Source organism: Robiginitalea sp., from assembly GCF_982776155.1.
In genome coordinates this window covers 26573-48620 of record NZ_CEXZKX010000013.1, presented here as the reverse complement: position 1 = coordinate 48620, position 22048 = coordinate 26573, and the positions used below count along the sequence as shown (strand labels likewise).

The 22048-nt window shown below is 56.9% G+C and carries 19 protein-coding genes and 1 tRNA gene; 10 read left to right on the top strand and 10 right to left on the bottom strand.

Translation table 11 applies throughout. From position 1 onward, the window contains the following. Positions 1-188: 188 nt before the first annotated feature. The 4 genes from AC3DKS_RS14685 to gldJ all read right to left on the bottom strand — a co-directional run bounded on the left by AC3DKS_RS14685 (position 189) and on the right by gldJ (position 3950). A tRNA-Val gene (locus AC3DKS_RS14685) sits at positions 189-263 on the bottom strand. Positions 264-340: 77 nt separating this feature from the next. Beyond that, complete coding sequence (locus AC3DKS_RS14680) at positions 341-850, bottom strand: hypothetical protein (RefSeq protein WP_148214298.1); 510 nt, start codon at positions 848-850, stop codon at positions 341-343. Positions 851-943: 93 nt separating this feature from the next. Then, positions 944-2221, bottom strand: coding sequence for a UDP-N-acetylmuramoyl-tripeptide--D-alanyl-D-alanine ligase (locus tag AC3DKS_RS14675; protein WP_272608197.1), 1278 nt, complete (start codon positions 2219-2221; stop codon positions 944-946). Positions 2222-2288: 67 nt separating this feature from the next. Continuing rightward, positions 2289-3950 carry a gliding motility lipoprotein GldJ gene (gene gldJ / locus AC3DKS_RS14670; protein WP_015753908.1) on the bottom strand — a complete coding sequence of 554 codons (1662 nt, stop codon included), beginning with the start codon at positions 3948-3950 and terminating at the stop codon, positions 2289-2291. Positions 3951-4363: 413 nt separating this feature from the next. Here gldJ and porV point away from each other — a divergent pair, with 413 nt between their 5' ends. From porV to AC3DKS_RS14640, 6 genes are all read left to right on the top strand, one after another. After that, a complete protein-coding gene (gene porV, locus AC3DKS_RS14665) occupies positions 4364-5521 on the top strand; it encodes a type IX secretion system outer membrane channel protein PorV (protein ID WP_015753909.1) in 1158 nt (385 codons plus the stop codon). A gap of 81 nt (positions 5522-5602) precedes the next feature. Next, positions 5603-6088, top strand: a complete 486-nt coding sequence (locus AC3DKS_RS14660; RefSeq protein WP_015753910.1) for a cytidine deaminase — start codon at positions 5603-5605, stop codon at positions 6086-6088. A gap of 145 nt (positions 6089-6233) precedes the next feature. Further along, positions 6234-7232, top strand: coding sequence for a pyruvate dehydrogenase (acetyl-transferring) E1 component subunit alpha (gene pdhA, locus AC3DKS_RS14655; protein ID WP_041327555.1), 999 nt, complete (start codon positions 6234-6236; stop codon positions 7230-7232). A 10-nt stretch (positions 7233-7242) separates the two neighbouring features. Continuing rightward, complete coding sequence (locus tag AC3DKS_RS14650) at positions 7243-8961, top strand: pyruvate dehydrogenase complex dihydrolipoamide acetyltransferase (protein WP_015753912.1); 1719 nt, start codon at positions 7243-7245, stop codon at positions 8959-8961. Next, positions 8962-9975 carry a M28 family metallopeptidase gene (locus tag AC3DKS_RS14645; protein WP_015753913.1) on the top strand — a complete coding sequence of 338 codons (1014 nt, stop codon included), beginning with the start codon at positions 8962-8964 and terminating at the stop codon, positions 9973-9975. It abuts the gene before it with no gap. Further along, positions 9957-10637: an SDR family NAD(P)-dependent oxidoreductase gene (locus tag AC3DKS_RS14640; RefSeq protein ID WP_272608199.1), complete on the top strand. Its 681-nt coding sequence runs from the start codon at positions 9957-9959 to the stop codon at positions 10635-10637. Before AC3DKS_RS14645 ends, AC3DKS_RS14640 begins: the two co-directional genes overlap by 19 nt. Here the strand turns inward: AC3DKS_RS14640 and AC3DKS_RS14635 are convergent. Further along, complete coding sequence (locus AC3DKS_RS14635) at positions 10627-11043, bottom strand: hypothetical protein (protein WP_148214299.1); 417 nt, start codon at positions 11041-11043, stop codon at positions 10627-10629. The two genes, AC3DKS_RS14640 and AC3DKS_RS14635, sit on opposite strands and share 11 nt — an antisense overlap. 96 nt (positions 11044-11139) lie before the next feature. On the opposite strand from AC3DKS_RS14635, the gene AC3DKS_RS14630 reads away from it, so the two are divergent. From AC3DKS_RS14630 to AC3DKS_RS14620, 3 genes are read left to right on the top strand one after another with little or no spacing between them, the layout of a single operon-like run. Then, on the top strand, positions 11140-11745 hold the full coding sequence (locus AC3DKS_RS14630) for a SprT-like domain-containing protein (RefSeq protein ID WP_015753916.1): 606 nt from the start codon (positions 11140-11142) through the stop codon (positions 11743-11745). Then, positions 11746-12834 carry a mannose-1-phosphate guanylyltransferase gene (locus AC3DKS_RS14625; RefSeq protein WP_015753917.1) on the top strand — a complete coding sequence of 363 codons (1089 nt, stop codon included), beginning with the start codon at positions 11746-11748 and terminating at the stop codon, positions 12832-12834. Between the two features lie 5 nt (positions 12835-12839). After that, entirely contained in the window at positions 12840-14303 is a 1464-nt protein-coding gene (locus tag AC3DKS_RS14620; RefSeq protein WP_015753918.1) for a DUF389 domain-containing protein, read from the top strand. 78 nt (positions 14304-14381) lie between these two features. Here the strand turns inward: AC3DKS_RS14620 and AC3DKS_RS14615 are convergent, their stop codons facing one another. Further along, positions 14382-15149 (bottom strand): ABC transporter ATP-binding protein, encoded by a 768-nt coding sequence (locus AC3DKS_RS14615; protein WP_015753919.1) that lies wholly within the window; start codon positions 15147-15149, stop codon positions 14382-14384. Next, positions 15149-15886, bottom strand: coding sequence for an MlaE family ABC transporter permease (locus AC3DKS_RS14610; RefSeq protein WP_015753920.1), 738 nt, complete (start codon positions 15884-15886; stop codon positions 15149-15151). Before AC3DKS_RS14610 ends, AC3DKS_RS14615 begins: the two co-directional genes overlap by 1 nt. Positions 15887-15997: 111 nt before the next feature. Between AC3DKS_RS14610 and pafA the strand changes: the two genes are divergently transcribed. After that, the gene (gene pafA / locus AC3DKS_RS14605; RefSeq protein WP_272608204.1) at positions 15998-17683 is read left to right on the top strand and encodes an alkaline phosphatase PafA; all 1686 of its coding nucleotides are present in this window, start codon (positions 15998-16000) and stop codon (positions 17681-17683) included. On the opposite strand, the gene AC3DKS_RS14600 is transcribed toward pafA, so the two are convergent. The 3 genes from AC3DKS_RS14600 to gcvP are packed head-to-tail and all read right to left on the bottom strand — an operon-like array spanning position 17675 to position 21947. After that, entirely contained in the window at positions 17675-18541 is an 867-nt protein-coding gene (locus AC3DKS_RS14600; protein ID WP_148214300.1) for a glycosyltransferase family 2 protein, read from the bottom strand. The genes pafA and AC3DKS_RS14600 overlap by 9 nt on opposite strands. A gap of 11 nt (positions 18542-18552) precedes the next feature. Beyond that, positions 18553-19095: a class I SAM-dependent methyltransferase gene (locus tag AC3DKS_RS14595; protein ID WP_015753923.1), complete on the bottom strand. Its 543-nt coding sequence runs from the start codon at positions 19093-19095 to the stop codon at positions 18553-18555. Positions 19096-19097: 2 nt separating this feature from the next. Continuing rightward, complete coding sequence (gcvP, locus tag AC3DKS_RS14590) at positions 19098-21947, bottom strand: aminomethyl-transferring glycine dehydrogenase (protein ID WP_272608206.1); 2850 nt, start codon at positions 21945-21947, stop codon at positions 19098-19100. Positions 21948-22048: the final 101 nt, after the last annotated feature.

Genomic DNA, 22048 nt, shown 5'->3' with positions numbered 1-22048 from the left:
AACCACTCCTGCTGGATTACTCGGCATTCGCCTCGTGATCCAGACCGTGCCCACTACTGCAAATAGAAAACCCCAATCCGCCAAGGCGGATTGAAGTCTTTTTTCGTCGTCTCCTTACAAAAGCGAGCTTTTGACGGAGCCGCCAAAAAAATACCCCGCAACTTTGTTGCGGGGTTTTCTGCTTGATGTGGGATATACTGGATTCGAACCAGTGACCTCTGCCCTGTCAAGGCAGCGCTCTAAACCAACTGAGCTAATATCCCAAAAGGCGGTGCAAGATCGTAAAAATATCGGAGAGCGTAAAGAGCAGGCGGAAAAATAATCCCGTACGCAGGGGAAGTCAGGATTCGGACAACTTGTTTTCAATAAAAGTGGAACACGGCCCGCACGTGCGGCTCAGATGCCGTCCGAGCGATTCGAAGCGGTTCTCCCTAAGCCCCGAAACCAGGACGTATTCCGACGGCATATACTGCAGAATCTGCGCAATCATCGGGCCGGATTGTGCCGTCAGCGTGTAGTTGATCCGGCAGTTACTGCAACGCAGTACGAGTAAATTGTCGCAGTGGTCCCAGAGTTCCAGGCGATGGCTGCCGCATTTGTTGCAGAAGCCCCGTTTTTCTTTCCACCGGTTGAGGCAATATTGCACGATCAGGTGCCCCCGGATGGCATCCGCGTGTGAGCGGAGCCATTTGCGCTTGTGGCGTTGCTGCCTGGGGATTTCCAAAAGGTGGTAGAGGCCTGTAAGGAATACCAGGGATCCGGAAACAGCGATCAGCAGGCTCGGACCTTCCTTGGTCAGGAAGGCGGTCAATAGTAAATAGCCCATTGTGGTAGGGGGGAGAAACAACATAATGGGGGTATTTTATCGAGGTTGCGGAAGGTAATAAACCAAGCCGGGACAACCAAAACTGCAACCGGTTTAACAAAATTTTAAGAACCGCGGTCAGAGGAACTCCAGAACGCGTTCCAGGGCCATGCCCCGGGAGCCTTTGATCAGGACGGTGGCCGGCCCGGTTAACGGGTTGGCCTTTAATTCCCGGGAAAGGGCTGCAAAATCCGGAAACCGTGCGGCCGGCAGCGCAGTATCGTAAAAGTGCTGTCCCACCAGATAGAGTTTCTCCGGGTTTTTGGACAGTGCGAACCTCCCGACGGCTTCGTGTTCCGCAGCCGCCTCCGCACCCAGTTCAAACATGTCCCCCAGGATGGCAATTTTCCGGGGGCCATCCATTTCGGCGAGGTTTTCGAGTGCTGCCGCCATGCTCGTGGGATTTGCGTTGTAGGCGTCCAGGAGAATGCGCAGGTTGCCGCGTTCGATCAATTGCGACCGGTTGTTTGCCGGGATGTATGATTCCAGGGCTTCGGCAATCGCTTCAGCAGGTACCCCAAAGTGTTTACCGATACAGGCAGAAACGGCGCAATTCGAAAAGTTATATCTCCCCGTTAATTGGGTCTGCACCACCACGTCATCTACCTGCATTCGGACAGCCGGCCCGTCGGTCAGGTTTTTGATCTGCATATAGGCGGGGTTTCGGGTGCTAAAACCCACGCAATTTGCATACCCTGCCAGTTTTTCGAACTGCACCGGGTCGTCGGCGTTCATAAAAATGGTGGCGCCCCGTTCCATCAGGTTTTCATAGAGCTCGCTTTTTCCCCGGATGACGCCTTCCACCCCCCCGAATCCCTCCAGGTGGGCTTTTCCGAAATTCGTGATATATCCGAAATCGGGTTGTGCCATTTCACTGAGCAGGCGGATTTCCCCCTGGTGGTTTGCCCCCATTTCAACGATGGCCAATTCTGTCTCCGGGGCGATCCGGAGCAGGGTGAGGGGGACGCCGATGTGGTTGTTGAGGTTTCCCCGGGTAGCGAGTGTCCGATATTTTTTGCTCAGGACGGCGGCTATCAACTCCTTGGTCGTGGTCTTTCCATTACTCCCGGTAAGCCCGATGATCCGGGCCTTGCATTGAAGGCGATGGTGCATGGCCAGTTGTTGGAGGGCGGCGAGTGCATCCGGCACCCGGATGCAGCGGGGCTCGTCGGGAAAGTCCCCTTCGTCTACCACTGCGAGGGCCGCTCCCCGGGACAGGGCTTCTATCGCAAATTCATTCCCGTTGAAATTGGGTCCTTTCAGCGCAAAAAAAATGCCGTTTTCCGGGATGGTTCGGCTATCCGTACTGACCTTCGGGTGTTTCAGGAAGAACTCGTACAGGCTTTTCGTATCCATGGGGTAAAGATAAAAAGCCCCGGCGATTGGCCGGGGCTTTTGGAGTGCTTTTAAGTATTCCGGTTTATTAGCGGACTTTTTTGCCGCGTACGGTTTTGTTCTTGGTTTTGGATTTCGAACCCACCCGCGACATTGCACAGCGGAAGCCGATATAGTCGGTGGCCATATACTGGGGCAGGTAGCGGCGCTGGGCCGGGTCCAGCCAGTAGGCGCGATCCCTCCAGGATCCTCCCTTGTACACCCGAACCTCGTCGTTGATCAGGCTTGTCCGGTAATTGCTCTCATCGTACTGGCGCACGAGTTCCCCATCTTCATCCCTTTCCACTTTATGCTTCGGGGAATTGTACATGGCAGGCTTTTCCTCATCTTCCCCGTAGAAATCGGCGAAACGCGAGGAGCTCGGATCCCCGTCCCGGTAACCCCGGTTGTCCGATTTGGAAAAGTTGGTGCGGAGGTAGGTCTCCTGTTCGCCGACAGGTACCATTTTCACTTCCCCCGGAAGGTTGACAGCCACCACTTTGCCTGTTGGCAGCGTGTCGTAAACGATGCTGTCGCGCAGTACCTGGACTTTGCCATCCTCGCCGATAGCGGCCTTCATAAAGATGTTGCCCCGGAAATAGTTGAAATCGCTGATCTCGTCATCTACGATCGGACGGTAGACATCTGCTACCCACTCGGCTACGTTGCCGGCCATATCATAGAGACCCAGGTCGTTGGGTTTGTAGGACTTGACTTCTGCCGTGATATCGGCGCCATCGTCAGACCAACCGGCAATCCCGCCGTAGTCCCCTTTGCCCTGCTTGAAGTTGGCGAGCTGGTCGCCCCGGCCGACCCGCTGGCCGTTCCGGGTGTAGTCGCCATCCCAGGGATATTTTTTACGCCCGCGGTAATTGTTGTATTCCCGGGAACCCTGGAGCGCCTGGGCGGCATACTCCCATTCGGTTTCCGTAGGCAGGCGGTATTCCGGCATGATGATTCCGCTGCTGCGCTTGGCAAAGCTCGGTACGGAATCCTTTTGATTTTTCCCGGTGAGGGAATCGATTTGTCCGCCGTACACGGATCCCGGTCGGTTCAGGTAGGCCTCGGTGGAGAAGGTACCCCCGATTTCCCCGTTCATTGCCCGGTATTTCACGTCTTCGGCCAGGTAGCCCTCCCGCTCGAGCATCGCTTCGTTTACCCGGTCTGTACGCCATTCCGCAAACTGGACGGCCTGCACCCAGTTGACCCCCACCACGGGGTATTCCGCATAGGCGGGGTGGCGCAGGTAGTTGTTGGTCATCGTCTCATTGAAGCCCAGACGGTTCCTCCAGACAAGCGTGTCCGGCAAGGCACCCTCGTAGATGGCTGTGTATTGTGGGTTTTCGGGCGGATATACGCTTTTCAGGTAATCGAGATATTCCAGGTACATGACGTTGGTTACCTCGGTTTCGTCCATATAGAAAGACTGCACGTGCTGCGTAGTCGGCGTGTTGTTCCAATCGTGCATCACATCGTCCTGCAGTTTCCCCTTGGTGAAGGTTCCCCCTTCCACAAAGACCAGGCCCGGTGCGGTTTCCTGCTCCTTGAAGTCGGTATTGTACTGGAAGCCGCCTTCCTTGGCGTTGATCTTCCAGCCTGTGGCCCGGGAAGTATTCTTGGACCCTCCTCCGGAGTTCTTGCAACTCTGCAAGCTCAGGGAACCGGCGATAACGGCTGCCGACAGTAGTGCGCTGATTCGTGTTCGTTTCATCTGTATTTAGGACTTAAGTTCATATCTGGCCGAACGAAGCGGCCGGATGATTGCTGACAATTCGTAAAAATTGATATCTCGGCTAATACAACGGGCAAAACCCTATTATATTTTACCAGTTGTTAAAATTTGCGGCCCGGGTGGCCAACGGCTCCGCGGTCCTGCACTCTTTCCAATGATAACGGGTAAAATGAGGTTCTAGTATGCTGTTGAATTTACTTTTTGGTTTGTGCGGGAACCGCTACATTGCAGGCCCCGGAGCGAGGTGCCGGGGTGAGGGTGTGCCGGGGAGTTCGGGATGCCCGCAAACCGATTCCGGGGCACGATTTTGTCGAATATCCCGTTTTAGAACAATACATCGTATAAATTTCAGTTATACACATTTTAGTAGCAAGTTTGCGAATTCTAATCGTATGAACAGTATAATGAAGAAAATCAGCCTATTGCTCCTCCTGGCAATCAGCGTAAAATCCATGGCCCAGGACGGGGAACGCGTCATCACCACAGCCGTACCATTTTTGACCATCGCTTCCGACGCCCGGGCGTCGGGGATGGGCGATGTGGGCGTGGCCACCAGCACGGATGCTTTTTCCCAGCAATGGAATCCGGCCAAATTTGCCTTTGCAGAACGGAAAATGGGTGTGGGCATCAGCTATACGCCCTATCTGGAGAGCATAATCACCGATATTGCACTTCTCAATGGTAGTTTCTACAACAAAATCAATGACCGGAGCGCATTTGCCGTTTCCATCCGCTATTTCACCCTGGGGGAAATTGAATTGCGGAATACCTTCCAGGAAAACGGCACCACGGTCAAACCAAACGAACTGGCTATTGACGGTTCCTATTCGCTGAAACTCAGCGAGACCTTTGCCATGGCTGTTGGCGGACGCTTTATCAATTCCAACCTGGAAATCCCACAGCTGGACAATGCCGTCCAGGCCGGAAGCACCTTTGCGGTGGATGTGGCGGGGTATTACCGGGGTCCTGAAAAGGCCTATGACAGTTTTGACGGCCGCTGGCGCGCCGGGTTCAATATTTCCAACCTGGGGGGCAAGATCAAGTACGACGACGGAGGACAGGAAAACTTCCTGCCCACCAACCTCGGGCTCGGGGGTGGTTTCGATTTTATTTTCGACTTCGACAACGAGCTTTCACTTACGGCGGAAATCAACAAGCTCCTGGTTCCGACGCCCCAGGATTTTGACGGGGACGGGGACCTGGATGCAGACGACAATCAGGAATACCAGAGTATTGGATTCTTCGAAGGGGTATTCACCTCCCTGGGGGATGCACCGGACGGTTTCGGAGAAGAGCTCAAGGAAATGACCTGGGCTCTCGGCGCCGAGTACAAATACCGCGACCAGTTTATGCTGCGCGGGGGCTACTTCAACGAATCGGAGGAAAAAGGTTTCCGGAAGTTCTTCAGCCTGGGAGCCGGTTTCCGGTACAACAACGTACAGATTGACCTGTCCTACCTGTTTTCCACGGCACAGGTTCGCAACCCGCTGGAGAATACGCTGCGCTTTTCGCTCAGCTTCGCCCTGGGGGAAGAATTCTATAACGACTGATCGGTTCCAAACCGAAAATCCAACCTGCCCCACGGGCAGGTTTTTTTATGTCCGGCCCGTCCAATTCCGTATCTTTTGCCCATGCAGAAAAAACATATCGGTTTTGACCTGAACATCTACCCGGATCCCGCGGAACTCTCCGGGGATGACCGGGCTTTGCTGGCCGCTGCCCGGGAGGCGACCTCGGGCTCCTATTCCCCGTATTCCAAATTCCCCGTTGGGGCGGCGATTGAATTGGCGACCGGGGAGGTGGTTATCGGCAGCAATCAGGAGAATGCCTCTTATCCATCCGGGCTTTGCGCGGAGCGGGTGGCCGTTTTCCAGGCCGGTGCCCGGTTTCCGGGGACCCCGGTCCGGACCCTGGCCGTATATGTGGGGAACCCCGGGGGAAGCCTCCACAAGCCCGCGGCGCCCTGTGGGAATTGCAGGCAATCCCTGCTGGAGTACGAACACCGGCAGGAAGGCCCGATCCGAATCCTGTTGCAGGCCGGGGGAGGAGCCGTCTACGAATGCCCGTCCATCCGGGCTTTGCTACCCCTGGGATTCGACCCGGAATTCCTCTCCTGACCCCATCCGGAACCCGGTTATACGCAATCGGGATTCCCATTTTTTCATGAATGATTTAATATGTATTTTTGCTTCCCTACCCCGGGGGAATCGACGGCATGCCGGGATTTCCGAAGCACCGGGAAGCGAGATAAAACCAATCTGGATGAAAAAAGTTACCAAGGAAGTATATCTGAAGTGGTATGAGGATATGCTGTTCTGGCGGAAGTTTGAGGACAAGCTGGCCGCAGTATATATACAACAAAAGGTCCGCGGGTTCCTGCACCTTTACAATGGACAGGAAGCGGTGCTTGCCGGTTCCCTCCACGCCATGGACCTGGAAAAAGACCGGATGATTACGGCTTACAGGAACCACGTACAGCCCATTGGCCTGGGTGTCGATCCGAAACGCGTCATGGCCGAGTTGTACGGGAAGGTCACCGGCACCTCCAAGGGCATGGGGGGATCCATGCACATCTTCTCAAAAGAACACCGATTCTATGGCGGACACGGCATCGTGGGCGGGCAGATCCCGCTGGGGGCCGGGCTCGCCTTTGCCGATAAGTATTTTGAGCGGGACGCCGTGACCCTTTGTTACATGGGGGACGGGGCGGTTCGCCAGGGAAGCCTGCACGAAACGTTCAACCTGGCCATGCTCTGGCAACTACCGGTAGTTTTTATCTGTGAAAACAACGGCTATGCCATGGGGACCTCTGTAGCACGGACGGCCCATTCCACGGAGATCTGGAAACTCGGGCTGGGGTATGAAATGCCCTGCGGCCCGGTAGACGGTATGGACCCGGTTACCGTAGCGGAAGAAGTTTACAAGGCCGTGGATCGCGCGCGTACCGGCGGCGGACCCACCTTCCTGGAAATGAAAACCTACCGCTATCGGGGGCATTCCATGTCCGATGCCCAGCACTACCGGACCAAGGAAGAAGTGGAGGAATACAAGAAAATCGACCCGATTACCCAGGTACTCGATGTGATCAAAGACAAGCGCTATGCCACGGACGAGGAAATTTCGGAAATCGACAAACGGGTGAAGCAGCGGGTGAAGGAGTGCGAGAAATTTGCGGAAGAATCCGATTTCCCGCCGGTGGAACAACTTTACGATACGGTATACGAACAGGAAGACTACCCGTTCCTGGCCCACAAATTATAAGATTCAGCAGATGGCAGAAATCATAAAAATGCCCCGACTCAGCGATACCATGGAGGAAGGAACCGTGGCGAAATGGCTGAAACAGGTTGGAGATAAGATCGAAGAAGGCGACATCCTTGCGGAAATCGAAACGGACAAAGCGACCATGGAATTCGAATCGTTCTATGAGGGTACGCTGCTCCATATCGGGATAGAAGAAGGGGACGGCGCTCCGGTGGATGCCCTCCTGGCTATAGTCGGGGAGGAAGGCGAAGACATATCGGGCCTGATCGACGGCGCAGGTTCGGGTGATGCCGGCGCCGGCGAGGACACAAAAGAAACTGTCGCGGAGGAGGCTGCAACCGGGGATGGCTCGGAGGATGCAGAAACTGCCTCCGGGGATGATGCCGGAGGGCAGGCCGAGGTCCCCGAGGGTGTGGAAATAATCCGCATGCCCCGCCTGAGCGATACGATGGAAGAAGGCACGGTTGCCTCCTGGATCAAGAAGAAAGGGGACGCGGTGGAAGAAGGAGATATCCTGGCCGAAATCGAAACGGATAAGGCCACCATGGAATTCGAGTCCTTCTATTCCGGGACCCTGTTGCATATCGGGATTGAAGAAGGCGAATCCGCCCCGGTAGATGCCGTACTTGCGGTGATCGGACCCGAGGGAACGGATGTTGAGGCTGTATTGTCTGCCGGTAGCGGATCCGGCAAACCGGCTGCCACGGAAGAGAAAGGGGCTGAGGCCAAAAAGGAAAGCTCCGAGGAAAAGGCAGCATCCACCGACGGTGCGGCTGCGGGCAGGGAAGAAGCCAGGTCCGGCGGGTCATCGTCTGGTGACGGTCGGATCTTCATTTCGCCCCTGGCCAGGAAAATGGCAGAGGAAAAGGGTATCGACCTGAGTGACGTGGAAGGCACCGGCGACAACGGGCGGATCGTCAAGCGGGATATTGAGAATTACACCCCGTCTGCCAAACCGGCGGCAAGTGTGGGGGAAGGCGCCGCAAAGGCTCCTGCCGAGCAGGCCGTTCCCGCCTCTGCGGCCTCCATGGCCCCTGCCGGGGAGGAATCTGTGGAAGAGGTCAAGAACTCACAGATGCGCAAGGTCATTGCCAAACGCCTGAGCGAATCGAAATTTACCGCCCCCCACTACTACCTGACCATCGAGGTGGATATGAGCCAGGCCATGGCTTCCCGGGCGCGGATCAACGAATTGCCGGACACCAAGGTGTCCTTTAACGATATGGTCGTCAAGGCCTGTGCGATGGCACTGCGGAAACACCCCCAGGTCAACACCACCTGGAACGGGGATACCACAAAGTACAACGGCCACGTGCATATCGGAGTTGCAGTAGCGGTTGAAGAAGGACTGGTGGTGCCCGTCCTGAAATTCACCGACCAGATGAGCCTGACCGCCATCGGGGCATCCGTGAAGGACCTCGCCGGCCGCGCGCGCAACAAGAAACTCACCCCTGCGGAGATGGAGGGGAGTACCTTTACCGTCTCCAACCTGGGGATGTTTGGTATCCGGGAATTTACATCCATCATCAACCAGCCCAACTCGGCGATCCTGTCTGTAGGGGCCATTGTGGAGAAACCGGTGGTCCGGGACGGCCAGATCGTCGTCGGCCATACGATGACCATCACCCTGGCCTGCGACCACCGCACGGTGGACGGCGCCACAGGGGCGCAATTCCTGCAAACCCTGCGGGCTTACCTGGAGCATCCCGTAACGATGCTGGCCTAAATGGAATGCCCGCGAATTCCGGCGAACGGCCAACAGCTGCTGGCCGGGGCGCTTGCCGTACTCCTGCTGCTGGCGCTGGCTTCCTGCGGAGCCGGACGGAAAGTGGCATGCGGGCCGGAAAACTACCGCGAATTCAGCGATTCCGTTGCCATGCAACGTATTGTGGGATTCCTTGCTTCGGATGCCCTGGGGGGGCGGGATACCGGATCCGAAGGGTTGGAACAGGCGGCCACTTACCTGGAGGGCAGGCTCAAAGATTTTGGAATCCAGCCTTATTTTGACGCCTACCGGGACACCCTGACGAACATCGAAGACACCGGATACAATATTGTAGGCTATTTGCAGGGCTCGGAACCCGGGCTTTCCGGGGAATATGTGCTGATCGGGGCCCATTACGACCATATTGGCCGGGTAGCCCCCCGGGAAGGGGACAGCATTGCCAACGGGGCAAACGACAATGCCACGGGTACGGCCATGGTGTTGGAGCTGGCCCGATTTTTTGCCCGCTGTAAACCGCCGGCGCGCAGCCTGGTTTTTGCTTTTTTCTCCGCGGAGGAACGCGGCCTGATGGGAAGCGCCCACCTGGCGAAAAGGCTTAAGGCACAGGGCGCCGATTTATACGCCATGCTCAACTTTGAAATGACCGGCGTCCCCATGGCCGGGAAGGACTACCGGGTCTACCTCACCGGGTATGAAAGGAGTAACCTGGCAGAGGTGGCCAACGAGCTGGCCGGCTCCAAATTGGTGGGGTTGTTGCCCCAGGCCCAGGAGTTCAATTTGTTCCAGCGGTCGGATAACCTGCCGTTCTATCAGGAATTCCAGGTGCCGGCCCATACCTTCTCCACATTTGACTTTACGAACTTTGATTATTACCACCTTCCGGGCGATGAGCCGTCGGGCATGGACTTTGGCCATATGGCAGAGTTGCTGAACGATTTGATCCCCGTGGTAAAAGGTATTGCCGACTCTCCTCCCGCAACCCTGAAAATGTATCCATGGCCCGAATCGCAGTAACCGGAACAAGTCGCGGGATCGGGTATGAACTCGTAAAGTACTGGGCCGGCCAAGGGCACCAGGTCCTTGCGCTATCCCGCAATGAGGCCCCGGTGCTGGACCTCGGATTGCCGGGGGTTACGGCACTTCCCTTTGATATCACGGATGAAAAGGCCTGCGACCGGGTGCGCGACTGGATTGGGGAAAACTGGACCCGTGCGGACATCCTGGTCCACAATGCGGGCAGTCTGGTCAACAAGCCATTCGGGCAAACCGGTACCGCCGATTTCGAGAGGGTATACCGGGTTAATGTTTTTGGCGTAGCGGCACTTACCCGGTCCCTGCTGCCGGTGCTGGAGCCCTCCGGGCACGTGCTGGCGATCAGTTCCATGGGGGGGATACAGGGCAGTGCAAAATTTCCCGGCCTGGCAGCCTACAGTTCCAGCAAGGGTGCGGTGATAACCCTCACCGAGTTGTTGGCCGAGGAGTACAAAGAAACCGGGCCCGCCTTCAATGCCCTGGCCCTGGGTGCCGTCCAGACCGAGATGCTCGAAGCGGCTTTTCCCGGATACCAGGCTCCGGTATCTGCCGCCGAAATGGCGAAGTATATCGGGGATTTTGCCCTGACGGGCCATCATTACTACAACGGGAAGGTGCTCCAGGTCAGCAAGACTACCCCGTAGGGTCGGCTACTTTGATGAATTTATACACGCAGGGCTCGATACACGGATAGTAAAAGATCAGGTTTCCCTCTTCCAACCGGCCCTGAATGCCGTTGACAACACTCTCACTACAGGCAATCAGGATTTCACTTACGGCAATGCGCGTGAAGGAACCCGTGAGGCGTTCTCCTTCTTCGAAGACCCGGCAGACGTGGAAATTGGCTTCGAAGGAATTATCCGAATTGAGGGTGATTTGGAAGCCGGCGTCGCTCGGTTCAAATTCTCCGCTGCCGTCCCCCGGGTCGAATAAGACCTCGGTGAGCAACCAGGTGCCTTCCAGTTGGTTGGGCGTTACCCGATCGTCCCGGTCATTCTGGCAAGCCAGGAGCAGCAGGGCTACAGGCAACAATAGTATCAGCTTTTTCATATCCATAAGATACGGGAATACCGGATGGGTTGGCCGGTAATACGGAAAATTTTTATAGCCTGCCTGCTGCCCCATTAAAATACTACATTTGTAGCCATGGACGACGTGTTGAAGCGATACCTGCCGGAACGAAGCGTGGCACCGTGTCTGGCCCTGATCCGCACCAACGGGGTGCACCTGAAAATCGTCAGCAGGAGGCACACGCGCCACGGCGACTACCGGCCGCTGCCAGGGGGGGGACACCAGATCACCGTAAACGCTTCCCAAAATCCCTATCGGTTCCTGTTGACCCTTATCCACGAGATTGCCCATTTAATTGCCTTTGAACGCTTCGGCAGGCAGATCAAACCCCATGGGTCTGAGTGGAAGGCCACCTTCCGGGACCTGATGCTGCCGTTCCTGCGGCCGGATATCTTCCCGGAACGCCTCCTGCCGTATCTCGCCCGTCACTTTAAAAACCCGAAGGCCAGCAGCAGTACGGATTCCGCCCTGGCCCTGGCCCTGAAATCCTACGACCCGGATGCGGAAGAGCAACAATATGTTTACCAATTGCCGGAAGGGGCCGTTTTCCGCCTCTATAACGGCAAGGTATTTCGCAAGGGGCCGAGACAAATTAAGCGATACCGTTGCATGGAGGTTGCCACCGGAAAATTGTATCTTTTCCAGCCGCATGCAGAAGTTGAATTAGTAAGCGAAGCCTGAATGAACTCATCCAACTATTACGCCGTACTGATGGCCGGGGGCGTCGGCTCCCGGTTCTGGCCGGTAAGTACCCGGCAATTCCCCAAACAATTCCACGATATGCTGGGTACCGGGCAATCCCTCCTGCAACGGACGTTTTCCCGACTTGCCAGGTTTATCCCGGAAGAGCAAATATTGATTCTGACCAACACCCGATACAACGACCTGGTATTGGAGCAATTGCCCGGACTCTCCCCGGAGCAGATCATCGGGGAGCCCGCCATGAGGAACACGGCGCCCTGTATCCTGTACGCCGCCATGAAAATCCGTAAAATGAACCCGGAGGCCCTGATGCTTGTGGCGCCCAGCGACCACTGGATTGAGGACGAAGCGGCATTTGAACGGGACGTAACCGCTTGCTTTTCTCAGTGTGCTGACCACCAGACGCTGTGTACCCTGGGTATTCAGCCCACTTTTCCAAATACCGGTTTTGGCTATATCGAATTCGATGCCGGGGGGAATGCCCCCAGGGAGCTGCGGGACGTGGTGCAGTTTCGGGAGAAACCGGATTACCAAACGGCAAAAGGGTTCCTGCAGCAGGGCAACTTCCTGTGGAACGCCGGGATATTTGCCTGGAGTGCAAAAGGGATCCTGGAAGCTTTCAGGCACTACCAACCGGGGCTTTTTGAGTTGTTTGAAAAGGGGTTGGAAAGCTTCAATACGGAGGGGGAATCAGAATTTATCGAACGCTATTACCCGACGGCGGAAAATATTTCCATCGACTACGCCATTATGGAGCGTTCGGATTCCGTAAAAGTGTTGCCGGCGAGTTTCGACTGGAACGATTTGGGGACCTGGGGCTCGCTTTACGATAAAATGGAAAAGGACCGGCAGGATAATGCGGTGGCACAGGGACGGGTGCTTTCCCGGGACAGTTCGGGCAATATGGTCCGCCTGCCCGGGGAGAAGGTGGCCGTGCTGGAAGGGTTGAAGGATTATATCGTTATCGATAAACCGGAAGTACTGATGATTATCCCCAGGGACCGGGAGCAGGAAATTAAACAATGGGTTGCCGAAGTGGGAGACACCTTCGGCGATGAATATATCTAGCATTCATGAAGGAAAATTTAAACCAGGATCACATTTCCCCCACCCAGGACCCGGACAGCGGGGAGGAGGTTAAGAAAGATTTTCAGGGGCTGGTGGGCAGCGTCCGCAAGTTCCTGACCGAATTGCTCAACATCCGGCGGAACACCGACCAGGACGCTGCCAGGGAGGCGATCGTGGCGGATATTTCCTTTAAGGGGCACACCGCCTGGATCCTGGTGTGTTCCATTTTTATCGCATCGGTGGGCCTGAATGCAAATTCCACCGCCGTGGTAATCGGGGCGATGCTTATTTCCCCGCTGATGGGCCCCATCCTCGGCATCGGGATGTCCCTTGCGATCAACGATATCGATACGCTCCGGCGTTCCCTGAAGAATTTTGCCGTCATGGTCGTGCTCAGCGTGTTGACGGCTTACCTGTTTTTTGAATTCTTCCCGCTCCGGGACGAGTCGTCCGAGTTGCTCGCGCGGACCGAGCCGGATATCCGGGATGTACTCATCGCGTTCTTCGGCGGTCTGGCCCTGGTGATTGCCCGGGCCAAGAAAGGGACCATTGCGAGCGTGATCTTCGGGGTCGCCATCGCCACAGCGCTGATGCCGCCCTTGTGTACCGTAGGGTTTGGCCTGGCCATCGGCAACTGGGACTACGCGGCAGGGGCCATGTACCTCTTTACGATCAACACGATATTTATCGCGTTGGCCACCTTCCTGATCCTGAAGATCCTCCGGTTCCCCATGGTGCGCTACGCCAATTCAAAGAAGCGCCGCTTTATTGCCCGGATGGCCTCCCTGATTGCGATCCTGGTCATGGTGCCGGCGGGGTATACCTTCTACAAGGTGTTCCAGGAGTCGCGGTTCCGCGGGCAGGCCCGGGAATTTATCAGCGAGACCATTGGCATCTACCAGTTCCCGGGCAATGGGCGCTATATGGAAAACCTCACCCAGATTGAATACCGGGAAGACGGTACTTCGGTGATTGAGCTGGTTTGCATGGGGGATGACGTGATCCCGGAAAATGTGATACAGACCTGGCGTGCCCGGAAGAACAGCTACGCAAAACTCGCCGATGCGGAACTCAAGATTGTCCAGGGCGGACGGGACGACGGGGAGGAAAAATTCCGCTATGTCAACGAGCTCTATGAAGCCAAAAAGGCGGAACTACTGAACAAGGATGAACGCATCCGGCTGCTCGAGGAGGAGCTCACCAGTATGCGGAGCCTGGCCGACGGCATGGTGCCCTTCGGGGAGATATCCGCCGAGGCCCGGGCCAGTTACGAAAACCTCGTCGGGTTGGGGTTTGCCTATACGCTGCAAACCGATTTCAACAAGACGGATACCATCCCGCTTTTTGAGGCCCGGTGGCGGGAAGATATTCCGCAGGCGGTGCGGCAGGAAGACCAGAGGCGCCTTTCCAACTGGCTCCGGACGCGGCTGAAAAACCAGAAGATCCAGGTGCGGGAGGCCGGGAGCTGAGACCCGGGTTTTGGTAGTTGTGGTCAGGTTGGTTGCGGCTGTGGCTGTGCCAGCTGTGGCTGTGCGGTCCGGGGCGTATTAGTTTTTACCCTCCAGATACATCTGGCGCACCTTCTTGAAGAGTTCCGAGGAATAGACAAAATTGGTGACGGCCTCATTGTCCGTGCGGAAGATTTCCTTTTTGGTCCCTTCCCATTCTTTGATCCCGTTTTTCAAAAAGATGATTTTTTCCCCGATTTCCATGACGGAATTCATGTCGTGGGTATTGATCACCGTGGTGATGTTGTATTCCTCGGTGATTTCCTGGATCAGGTTGTCGATAAGCATGGCCGTTTTCGGGTCGAGTCCGGAATTCGGCTCGTCGCAAAACAGGTACTTCGGGTTCATGACGATGGCGCGGGCGATGGCGACGCGTTTCTGCATTCCCCCGGAAATTTCCGCAGGGTACTTTTTGTGGGCATCCACCAGGTTCACCCGATGGAGCACGAAATCCACCCGCTCCTGCATTTCCGCCCGGGACTGTTTGGTAAACATATCCAGGGGGAACATCACATTCCCCTCCACTGTCATGGAGTCGAAAAGGGCGCTGCCCTGGAAGACCATCCCCATTTCCTGCCGCAGGTCCCGACGGACCTCCCGCGTCATTTCCGAATAGGCCTTGCCCTCGTACAGGATATTGCCCGCCGTCGGGGTTAGCAAGCCGAGGAGGCACTTCATGAATACGGTTTTCCCCGAGCCGCTTTGGCCGATAATCAGGTTGGTCTTCCCCTTCTCGAAGGTGGTGGAGATTCCCTTGAGGACTTCGGTGTCGCCGAACGACTTTCGCAGGTTTTCTACTTCTATCATCAGCCGAGCAGCAATTGTGTTAGGATATAATTCATGACGATGATCACCACGCTGGTCCACACAAAGGAGACCGTGGAGGCCTTGCCGACTTCCAGGGCGCCCCCCTTCATATAGAAGCCGTGGTAGGAAGGGACCGTGGCAATGATAAAGGCAAACACCACCGATTTGATAAACGAATACATCACGTGGAACGGGATGAAATCCAGTTGCAGGCCCTCGATAAAGTCGGCACTCGAACTGAAACCGCCGAACACCCCGGCTATCCAACCCCCCAGAATTCCCACATACATGGCAATTGCCACCACAAACGGGTAGAGCAACATGGCGATGATCTTCGGGAATACCAGGTAATTAAGCGCATTGACCCCCATGACTTCGAGGGCGTCGATCTGTTCCGTTACCCGCATGGTGCCGATGCTCGAGGTAATATACGAGCCCACTTTTCCGGCCATGATAATGGAGGTGAATGTGGGGGCGAACTCCAGGATCACCGATTGGCGGGTGGCAAAACCAATCAGGTTCTTGGGTATCAACGGGTTGCTGATATTCAAAGCGGTCTGTATCGCTACAACCCCCCCGATAAAGAAGGAAATAAAGATGATGATGCCCATGGACCCGTAGATCAGTTCATCGATTTCCTTGAGGATCAGGGATCGCATGATTGGCCACTTGGTGGGCTTTTTGAAAGTTTCGACAATCATGATTGCGTAACTCCCTATAGATGCCAGGTAGTTCATAGGTCGCGCCGGGCTTAGGTTCGTAAAAATAACAATATTCACATTGATTTAAATCCAGTTCCGGGGGATAAACAGGACGAATCCCTATTTTTGATACCAAAATCAACTCCCATGACGCGAAATCCGATCATAAGGCACTGGCTGACGACAATCGCCCTGCTGGCCCCCATTGTACTCCTCACCGCCCAGGTCTCTATCCGGGAACGACGCGGGGATTCCCGGGCCGAGGTGTTTGAGCGCCCCCCGAAACTCATTGTCGGCATCGTGGTAGACCAGATGCGCTTCGATTACCTGTCCCGGTTCTGGAACCACTACGGGGAAGGCGGTTTCAGGCGGCTGGCCGGCGATGGCTTCCTCTGCCGGAACCACCATTTCAACTATGCCCCTACCAGCACGGGCCCCGGCCATGCCTCTGTATATACGGGTACGACCCCCGCGGTCCATGGGATTATCGGCAATAGCTGGTTCGACAAAGTGACCGGGGAAAATGTCTACTGCGCCGGGGACGACCAGGTGGAATCCGTGGGGACCACCAGTGACGCCGGGAAGATGTCTCCCCACCGCCTGATGGTAACCACCATTACCGACCAGCTGAGGCTCCACCATCAAATGCGATCCAAGGTGATAGCCGTTGCCCTGAAAGACCGGGGCGCTGCCCTGCCGGGCGGCTTTACCGCGAACGCGGCCTATTGGTTTGAAGGGGGGGCTGCAGGTAACTGGATCAGCAGCTCGTATTATATGGAAACGCTGCCGGAATGGGTCCGCGCCTTCAATGCGTCGGACGCCGCTGAAAAGTATAAGCGGGTTTGGGAACCGGCCAAACCCCTGAACACCTATGCCGAGAGCGGCCTGGACAACGTGGTGTACGAAAGTGCGTTTAACGGGCAGGCGGCCCCGGTTTTCCCCTACGACCTGCCGGCTCTCTGGGAGGACAACGGGCAATTCGGCCTCCTGCGGGTAACGCCCTTCGGCAACAGCCTCACCCTGGATTTTGCCCTGGCTGCCCTGGAGGCGGAAGGGCTCGGGGACGACCTGATCACCGACTTTTTAGCCATCAGCTTTTCGAGTACCGACTACGTGGGCCATAAATTCGGCGTGGATTCCAAGGAAGTCCAGGACACCTATATCCGGCTCGACCAGGACCTGGAACGGATGCTGGATGCCCTGGATAAAAAGGTGGGCGAAGGGGAGTATACGGTATTTCTGACCGCCGACCACGGGGCGGTGCAGGTACCGGCCTTCCTGGCCGACCAGCGGGTGCGTGCGGGATATCCCGACTCCGGTGAAATGCACCGGCGTTTCGGGGAATTCCTGCAATACACCTACGGCACCACGGACATTGTCCGCGCCACTTCGAATTCCCAGATATTCCTGGACCACGATGTGCTCCGCAACCTGGAATTGGAACCCGCCCAGGTACAGGCGCAGATGGCCGGGGAGCTCCTGGGATACGACGGGATCAACCGGGTCTATACGGCCACCCAGATGCAGGGTTCAACATACCAGGACGGAATTCCGGCCATCCTGCAACAGGGGTACAACCAGAAACGCTCCGGAGACTTGTTGCTGGTTTATGACCCGGGCTTTGCCGAGTATTCCCGGACGGGATCTACCCACGGCACAGTGCACAATTACGATACGCATATCCCGCTGATTTTCTATGGGCACGGCGTGCGGCCCGGCCAGTCGTTCCGCAGGACGGAAATCCCGGATATCGCGCCAACGTTGGCGGCCATGTTGGGGATTGCATTTCCAAATGGCACCACGGGGGAACCTATTGTGGAAATCCTACGATAGCTTCCGGCGAATTTCCCGCCAGCGCCAGTTGCGGGCAAATGCCCCTTCCTGACGGGTCAGTAACCTCCCGGAACCCGAAAAGAACGCGCGGAGGTACCCGGAGAGGTGCTGGAAAGGGAGGAGTGGATTCCGACGTTTCCAGGCCATTTTCAACGAAGAGAGCAGGCTGATGCCAACCCCGTAGCGGAGCTGATAGAGCGCCTGTCCCTGCAGCCTGGCATTTCTGGCTGAATAGGCAAAGCCGGTAGGCCGCATATGGATCACCTTCAACTCCGGCAGCGTGCGGACGCCAAACCCGTGGTAGCGGGCCAACAGGGCGTCGGCCATATCCCACCCAATGGAAGGCCGCAGCCCGCCAATGGTCCGGAAACAGGCTTTACTGTAGAGTTTCACGGGGCCGCGGACATGCCCGGGCCCGGCGATGGGCTCATAGACGGTTTTTCCGTTTCGTTCCACATAGAGGTGGCCCCCGCAGAGGCCCAGGCCCGGATGCGCTTCAAAGGCTTCCAGGACTTTTCGGAAGTAGTCGGGGGGAAGGAGGATATCCGCGTCGAATTTCCCGATGAAATCGTAGGGTTGTTCGGTCTGGCTGAGCCCGTACTCAAAACACTCCACAACTTTGGGCCCCGGTTGGTGGCCCGAACCGGAAGTCCGGCCGGCCAATCGGATCCAGTCGTGTGCCCGGGCAAACTCCCCGGCGATTTGGGCGGTGCGGTCCGTGCTGTTGTCATCTACGATGAGCAGCTCGTCCGGCTGCCGCTCCTGGCTGGCGAACGATTCCAAACAGGCGCGCAGGTACTTCCCCTCGTTGTGGGCGGGCATGATAATTACGAGCCGTTTGCTGTTTTCAGTTGCCAAATTCCGGAGGGTTAATTGCCGTCGGTGGGCGACAGGCCGGGGCGTTCCGCATAAACCAGGTAATACCTGGGGGTAAAACGCCTCAACAGTGGCCGGAAGCCGATTTTTTGAACCGGGTGGGCCCACTGGAGCCGGTCCTTGATAACCCACCCGGATTTTTCGAGCAACCAGTCAAACTGCCAGGCTTCGAATTCGTGGAAATGCCGGTCGCGGTCATCGGTTTTGGAGCGGTACGCACTGGCAAACCACAGCCTGAGCGGGACGCTGGCCAGGAGTTTGTCGCCCGGTATGGCCCGCAGGACGTTATAGGGGGCCACCAGGTGCTCGAGGATCTCAAAGGCAGTGACTACCCCGGCCCCGGTGTTTTTGATGGCTTCCAGGTCTTCGTCCAGGTCCTCTCCCTGCGTATTGCTGACGGTATATCCATGCTCCCGCATAATCTCCGCAAAGGGGTTATCCACCCCCAGATCCAGGATGGTCTCTTCCGGACGGATATGCTTCCGGAGGAATTCCAGGGTGAGTCTGTAGCGTTTTTCGGGATAATGGGTGTACATGGCTATTCGACAGTTTCGGCATACGCCTCGAGCGGGGCGCAGGTACACATCAGGTTGCGGTCGCCAAAGGCGTCGTCCACGCGCCGGACGCTGGGCCAGAATTTATTCTCCCGCACATGGGGCAGGGGAAAGGCCGCCTCGGCCCGGCTATACGGGTAATCCCAGGTATCGGCGGTAACCATGTCCGCGGTATGGGGGGCGTTTTTCAGGATCGGGTTGGGCTGCTCCCCGGAAAGATCAATTTCCCGGCGGATGGACAGGAGCGCATCGCAAAAGCGGTCGAGTTCTTCCAGGCTTTCGCTCTCCGTGGGTTCGATCATCATGGTCCCGGCTACCGGGAAAGAGACCGTCGGCGAATGAAAGCCGTAATCGATCAGGCGCTTGGCGATATCTGTAACCTCGATTCCCATTTTTTTGAACGGACGGCAATCGATGATCATTTCGTGGGCAGCCCGCCCGAGTTCCCCGGTATACAGGATGGGATAGGCTTCCCGCAGGCGCTCCTTGATATAATTGGCGTTCAGGATGGCGATTTTGGTGGCCTGCGTCAGGCCCTCCGCACCGAGCATCCGGATATAGGCATAGGAAATCAGGCAGACCAGGGCGCTTCCCCAGGGGGCTGCCGAAATGGCCGGGATACCGTGTTTGCCGCCCGTTTCCACGAGCGGGTTTTTGGGCAGGAATTCCGCCAGCTGGGGTGCCACGCAGATGGGGCCCACCCCCGGGCCGCCCCCGCCGTGGGGGATGGCAAAGGTCTTGTGGAGGTTCAGGTGGCAGACGTCGGCCCCGATGGTGGCCGGGTTGGTGAGGCCTACCTGGGCGTTCATGTTGGCGCCGTCCATATAGACCTGGCCCCCGTTATCGTGGATGAGCTGGGTTACCTGCCGGATGGAGGATTCGAAGACCCCGTGCGTGGACGGGTAAGTGACCATCAGTGCGGCCAGGGAATCGCTGTGGGCGGCTACTTTCTCCTCCAGGTCGGCCACGTCGATATTCCCCTTGTCGTCGGTTTTGGTTACCACCACCTTCATGCCCGCCATCACGGCCGAAGCCGGGTTGGTCCCGTGGGCCGAAGCCGGGATCAGGCAGACATTGCGGTGGCCTTCTCCCCGGGACTCGTGGTAGGCCCGGATGACCATCAACCCGGCGTATTCGCCCTGGGCGCCGGAATTCGGCTGGAGGGAAGTGGCCGCAAAACCCGTGATTTCGGTTAGGTAGGCCTCGAGTTTTCTGAGCATCTTCTGGTACCCTGTTGCCTGGCTTACCGGCACAAACGGGTGGAGGTTGCCCCATTCCGCCATGCTCAGCGGCAGCATCTGGGTGGCGGCATTCAGTTTCATCGTACAGGATCCCAGCGAGATCATCGAATGGTTCAGCGCCAGGTCTTTTCGCTCGAGTTTTTTCAGGTAGCGCATCATCTCGGTTTCCGAGTGGTAGCGATTGAAGACATCCTGCCCGAGAAAGTCAGTGGCCCTGCGGAGTCCTGCCGGGATTCGGGATTCCGCGGAGAAGTCGGTGCAGCCCGGACTGTCCGTGCCCAGGGCGCGGGCAAAAACTTCCAGGATGTCTGCGATATCCCCGGGCCCGGTGGTTTCGTTCAGGGAGACGGATACGCCATCCCCGAAGTAATTCAGGTTGATACCGGCTGCTTCCGCTTCCTTTCGGACGGCCCCGGCGGGCACCTCCGCGGTCACCGTATCGAAAAAGCTGGAATGCCGGAGGGATACGCCCATTTTTTCCAGGCCTTCGGCAAGGGATGCCGCCGCTGCGTGGATGTTGCCTGCAATCCTCCGCAAGCCGTCCGGCCCGTGGTATACCGCATAGGCGCCTGCCATCACGGCCAGCAATACCTGGGCGGTACAAATATTTGAAGTGGCCTTGTCCCGTTTGATATGTTGTTCCCGGGTCTGTAGGGCCATCCGCAGGGCCGGTTTCCCGTCCACATCCTTGCTCAGGCCGATGATCCGCCCCGGGATTTGCCGCTTATAGGCCTCCCGGGTGGCAAAAAAGGCTGCGTGCGGCCCGCCATACCCCATCGGTATGCCAAAGCGCTGCGTACTGCCAACCACCACATCGGCCCCGAATTCCCCCGGGGGTACCAACAGGCAGAGACTCATCAGGTCTGCTGCAACTGCTACTTTGATATCCAGGCTGTGGGCCTGCGCCACAAAATCCCCGAATTCGCCTACGGAGCCGTCGGCTGCGGGGTATTGGAGGAGGGCGCCAAAGAAGTCCCCGTCGAGGCGGGCCGTTTCGGGAGCGCCCGGGACGAGTTCAATCCCCAGGGGCGCCGACCGGGTTTCCAGCAGGGCAAGTGTTTGCGGGAGCACACCCTCAGAGACAAAAAATTTGAAACACCCGGTTTTCTTTTGTTCCCTGCTTCGCAGTTCAAAGATCATGGCCATGGCTTCTGCCGCTGCCGTGCTTTCGTCCAGGAGGGAGGCGTTGGCCAGTTCCATGCCTGTGAGGTCGCTGACGACGGTCTGAAAATTGAGCAGGGCTTCCAGGCGCCCCTGGGCGATTTCCGCCTGGTAAGGGGTATAGGCCGTATACCATCCGGGATTCTCCAGGATGTTGCGCTTGATAACGGAGGGCGTAATCGTAGGATGGTATCCGAGACCGATATAGGATTTCATCAGGTCGTTCTCCCGTCCCAGTTCGTGTATGTGCTGCAGGAATTCATGTTCGGCCATGGGCGGGTCCAGTTGCATGGGCCCTTTCAGGCGAATGCCGTCCGGCAGGGTTTCATAGATGAGTTGTTCGAGGTTTTCCACCCCGATCCGCCCTGTCATGGCCGGCAGGTCGCCGGTGCGAATGCCCAGGTGGCGGGAAGCAAATTGCGCAGTTTTCATAGCAATCCGGATTGACTTTTTAGAGGTCACAAAATTAGGTATAAATTACTGGATAACCGCGGATAGGCGCACAGTGTCAGGTGAAAGTTTTTAACCGGAAT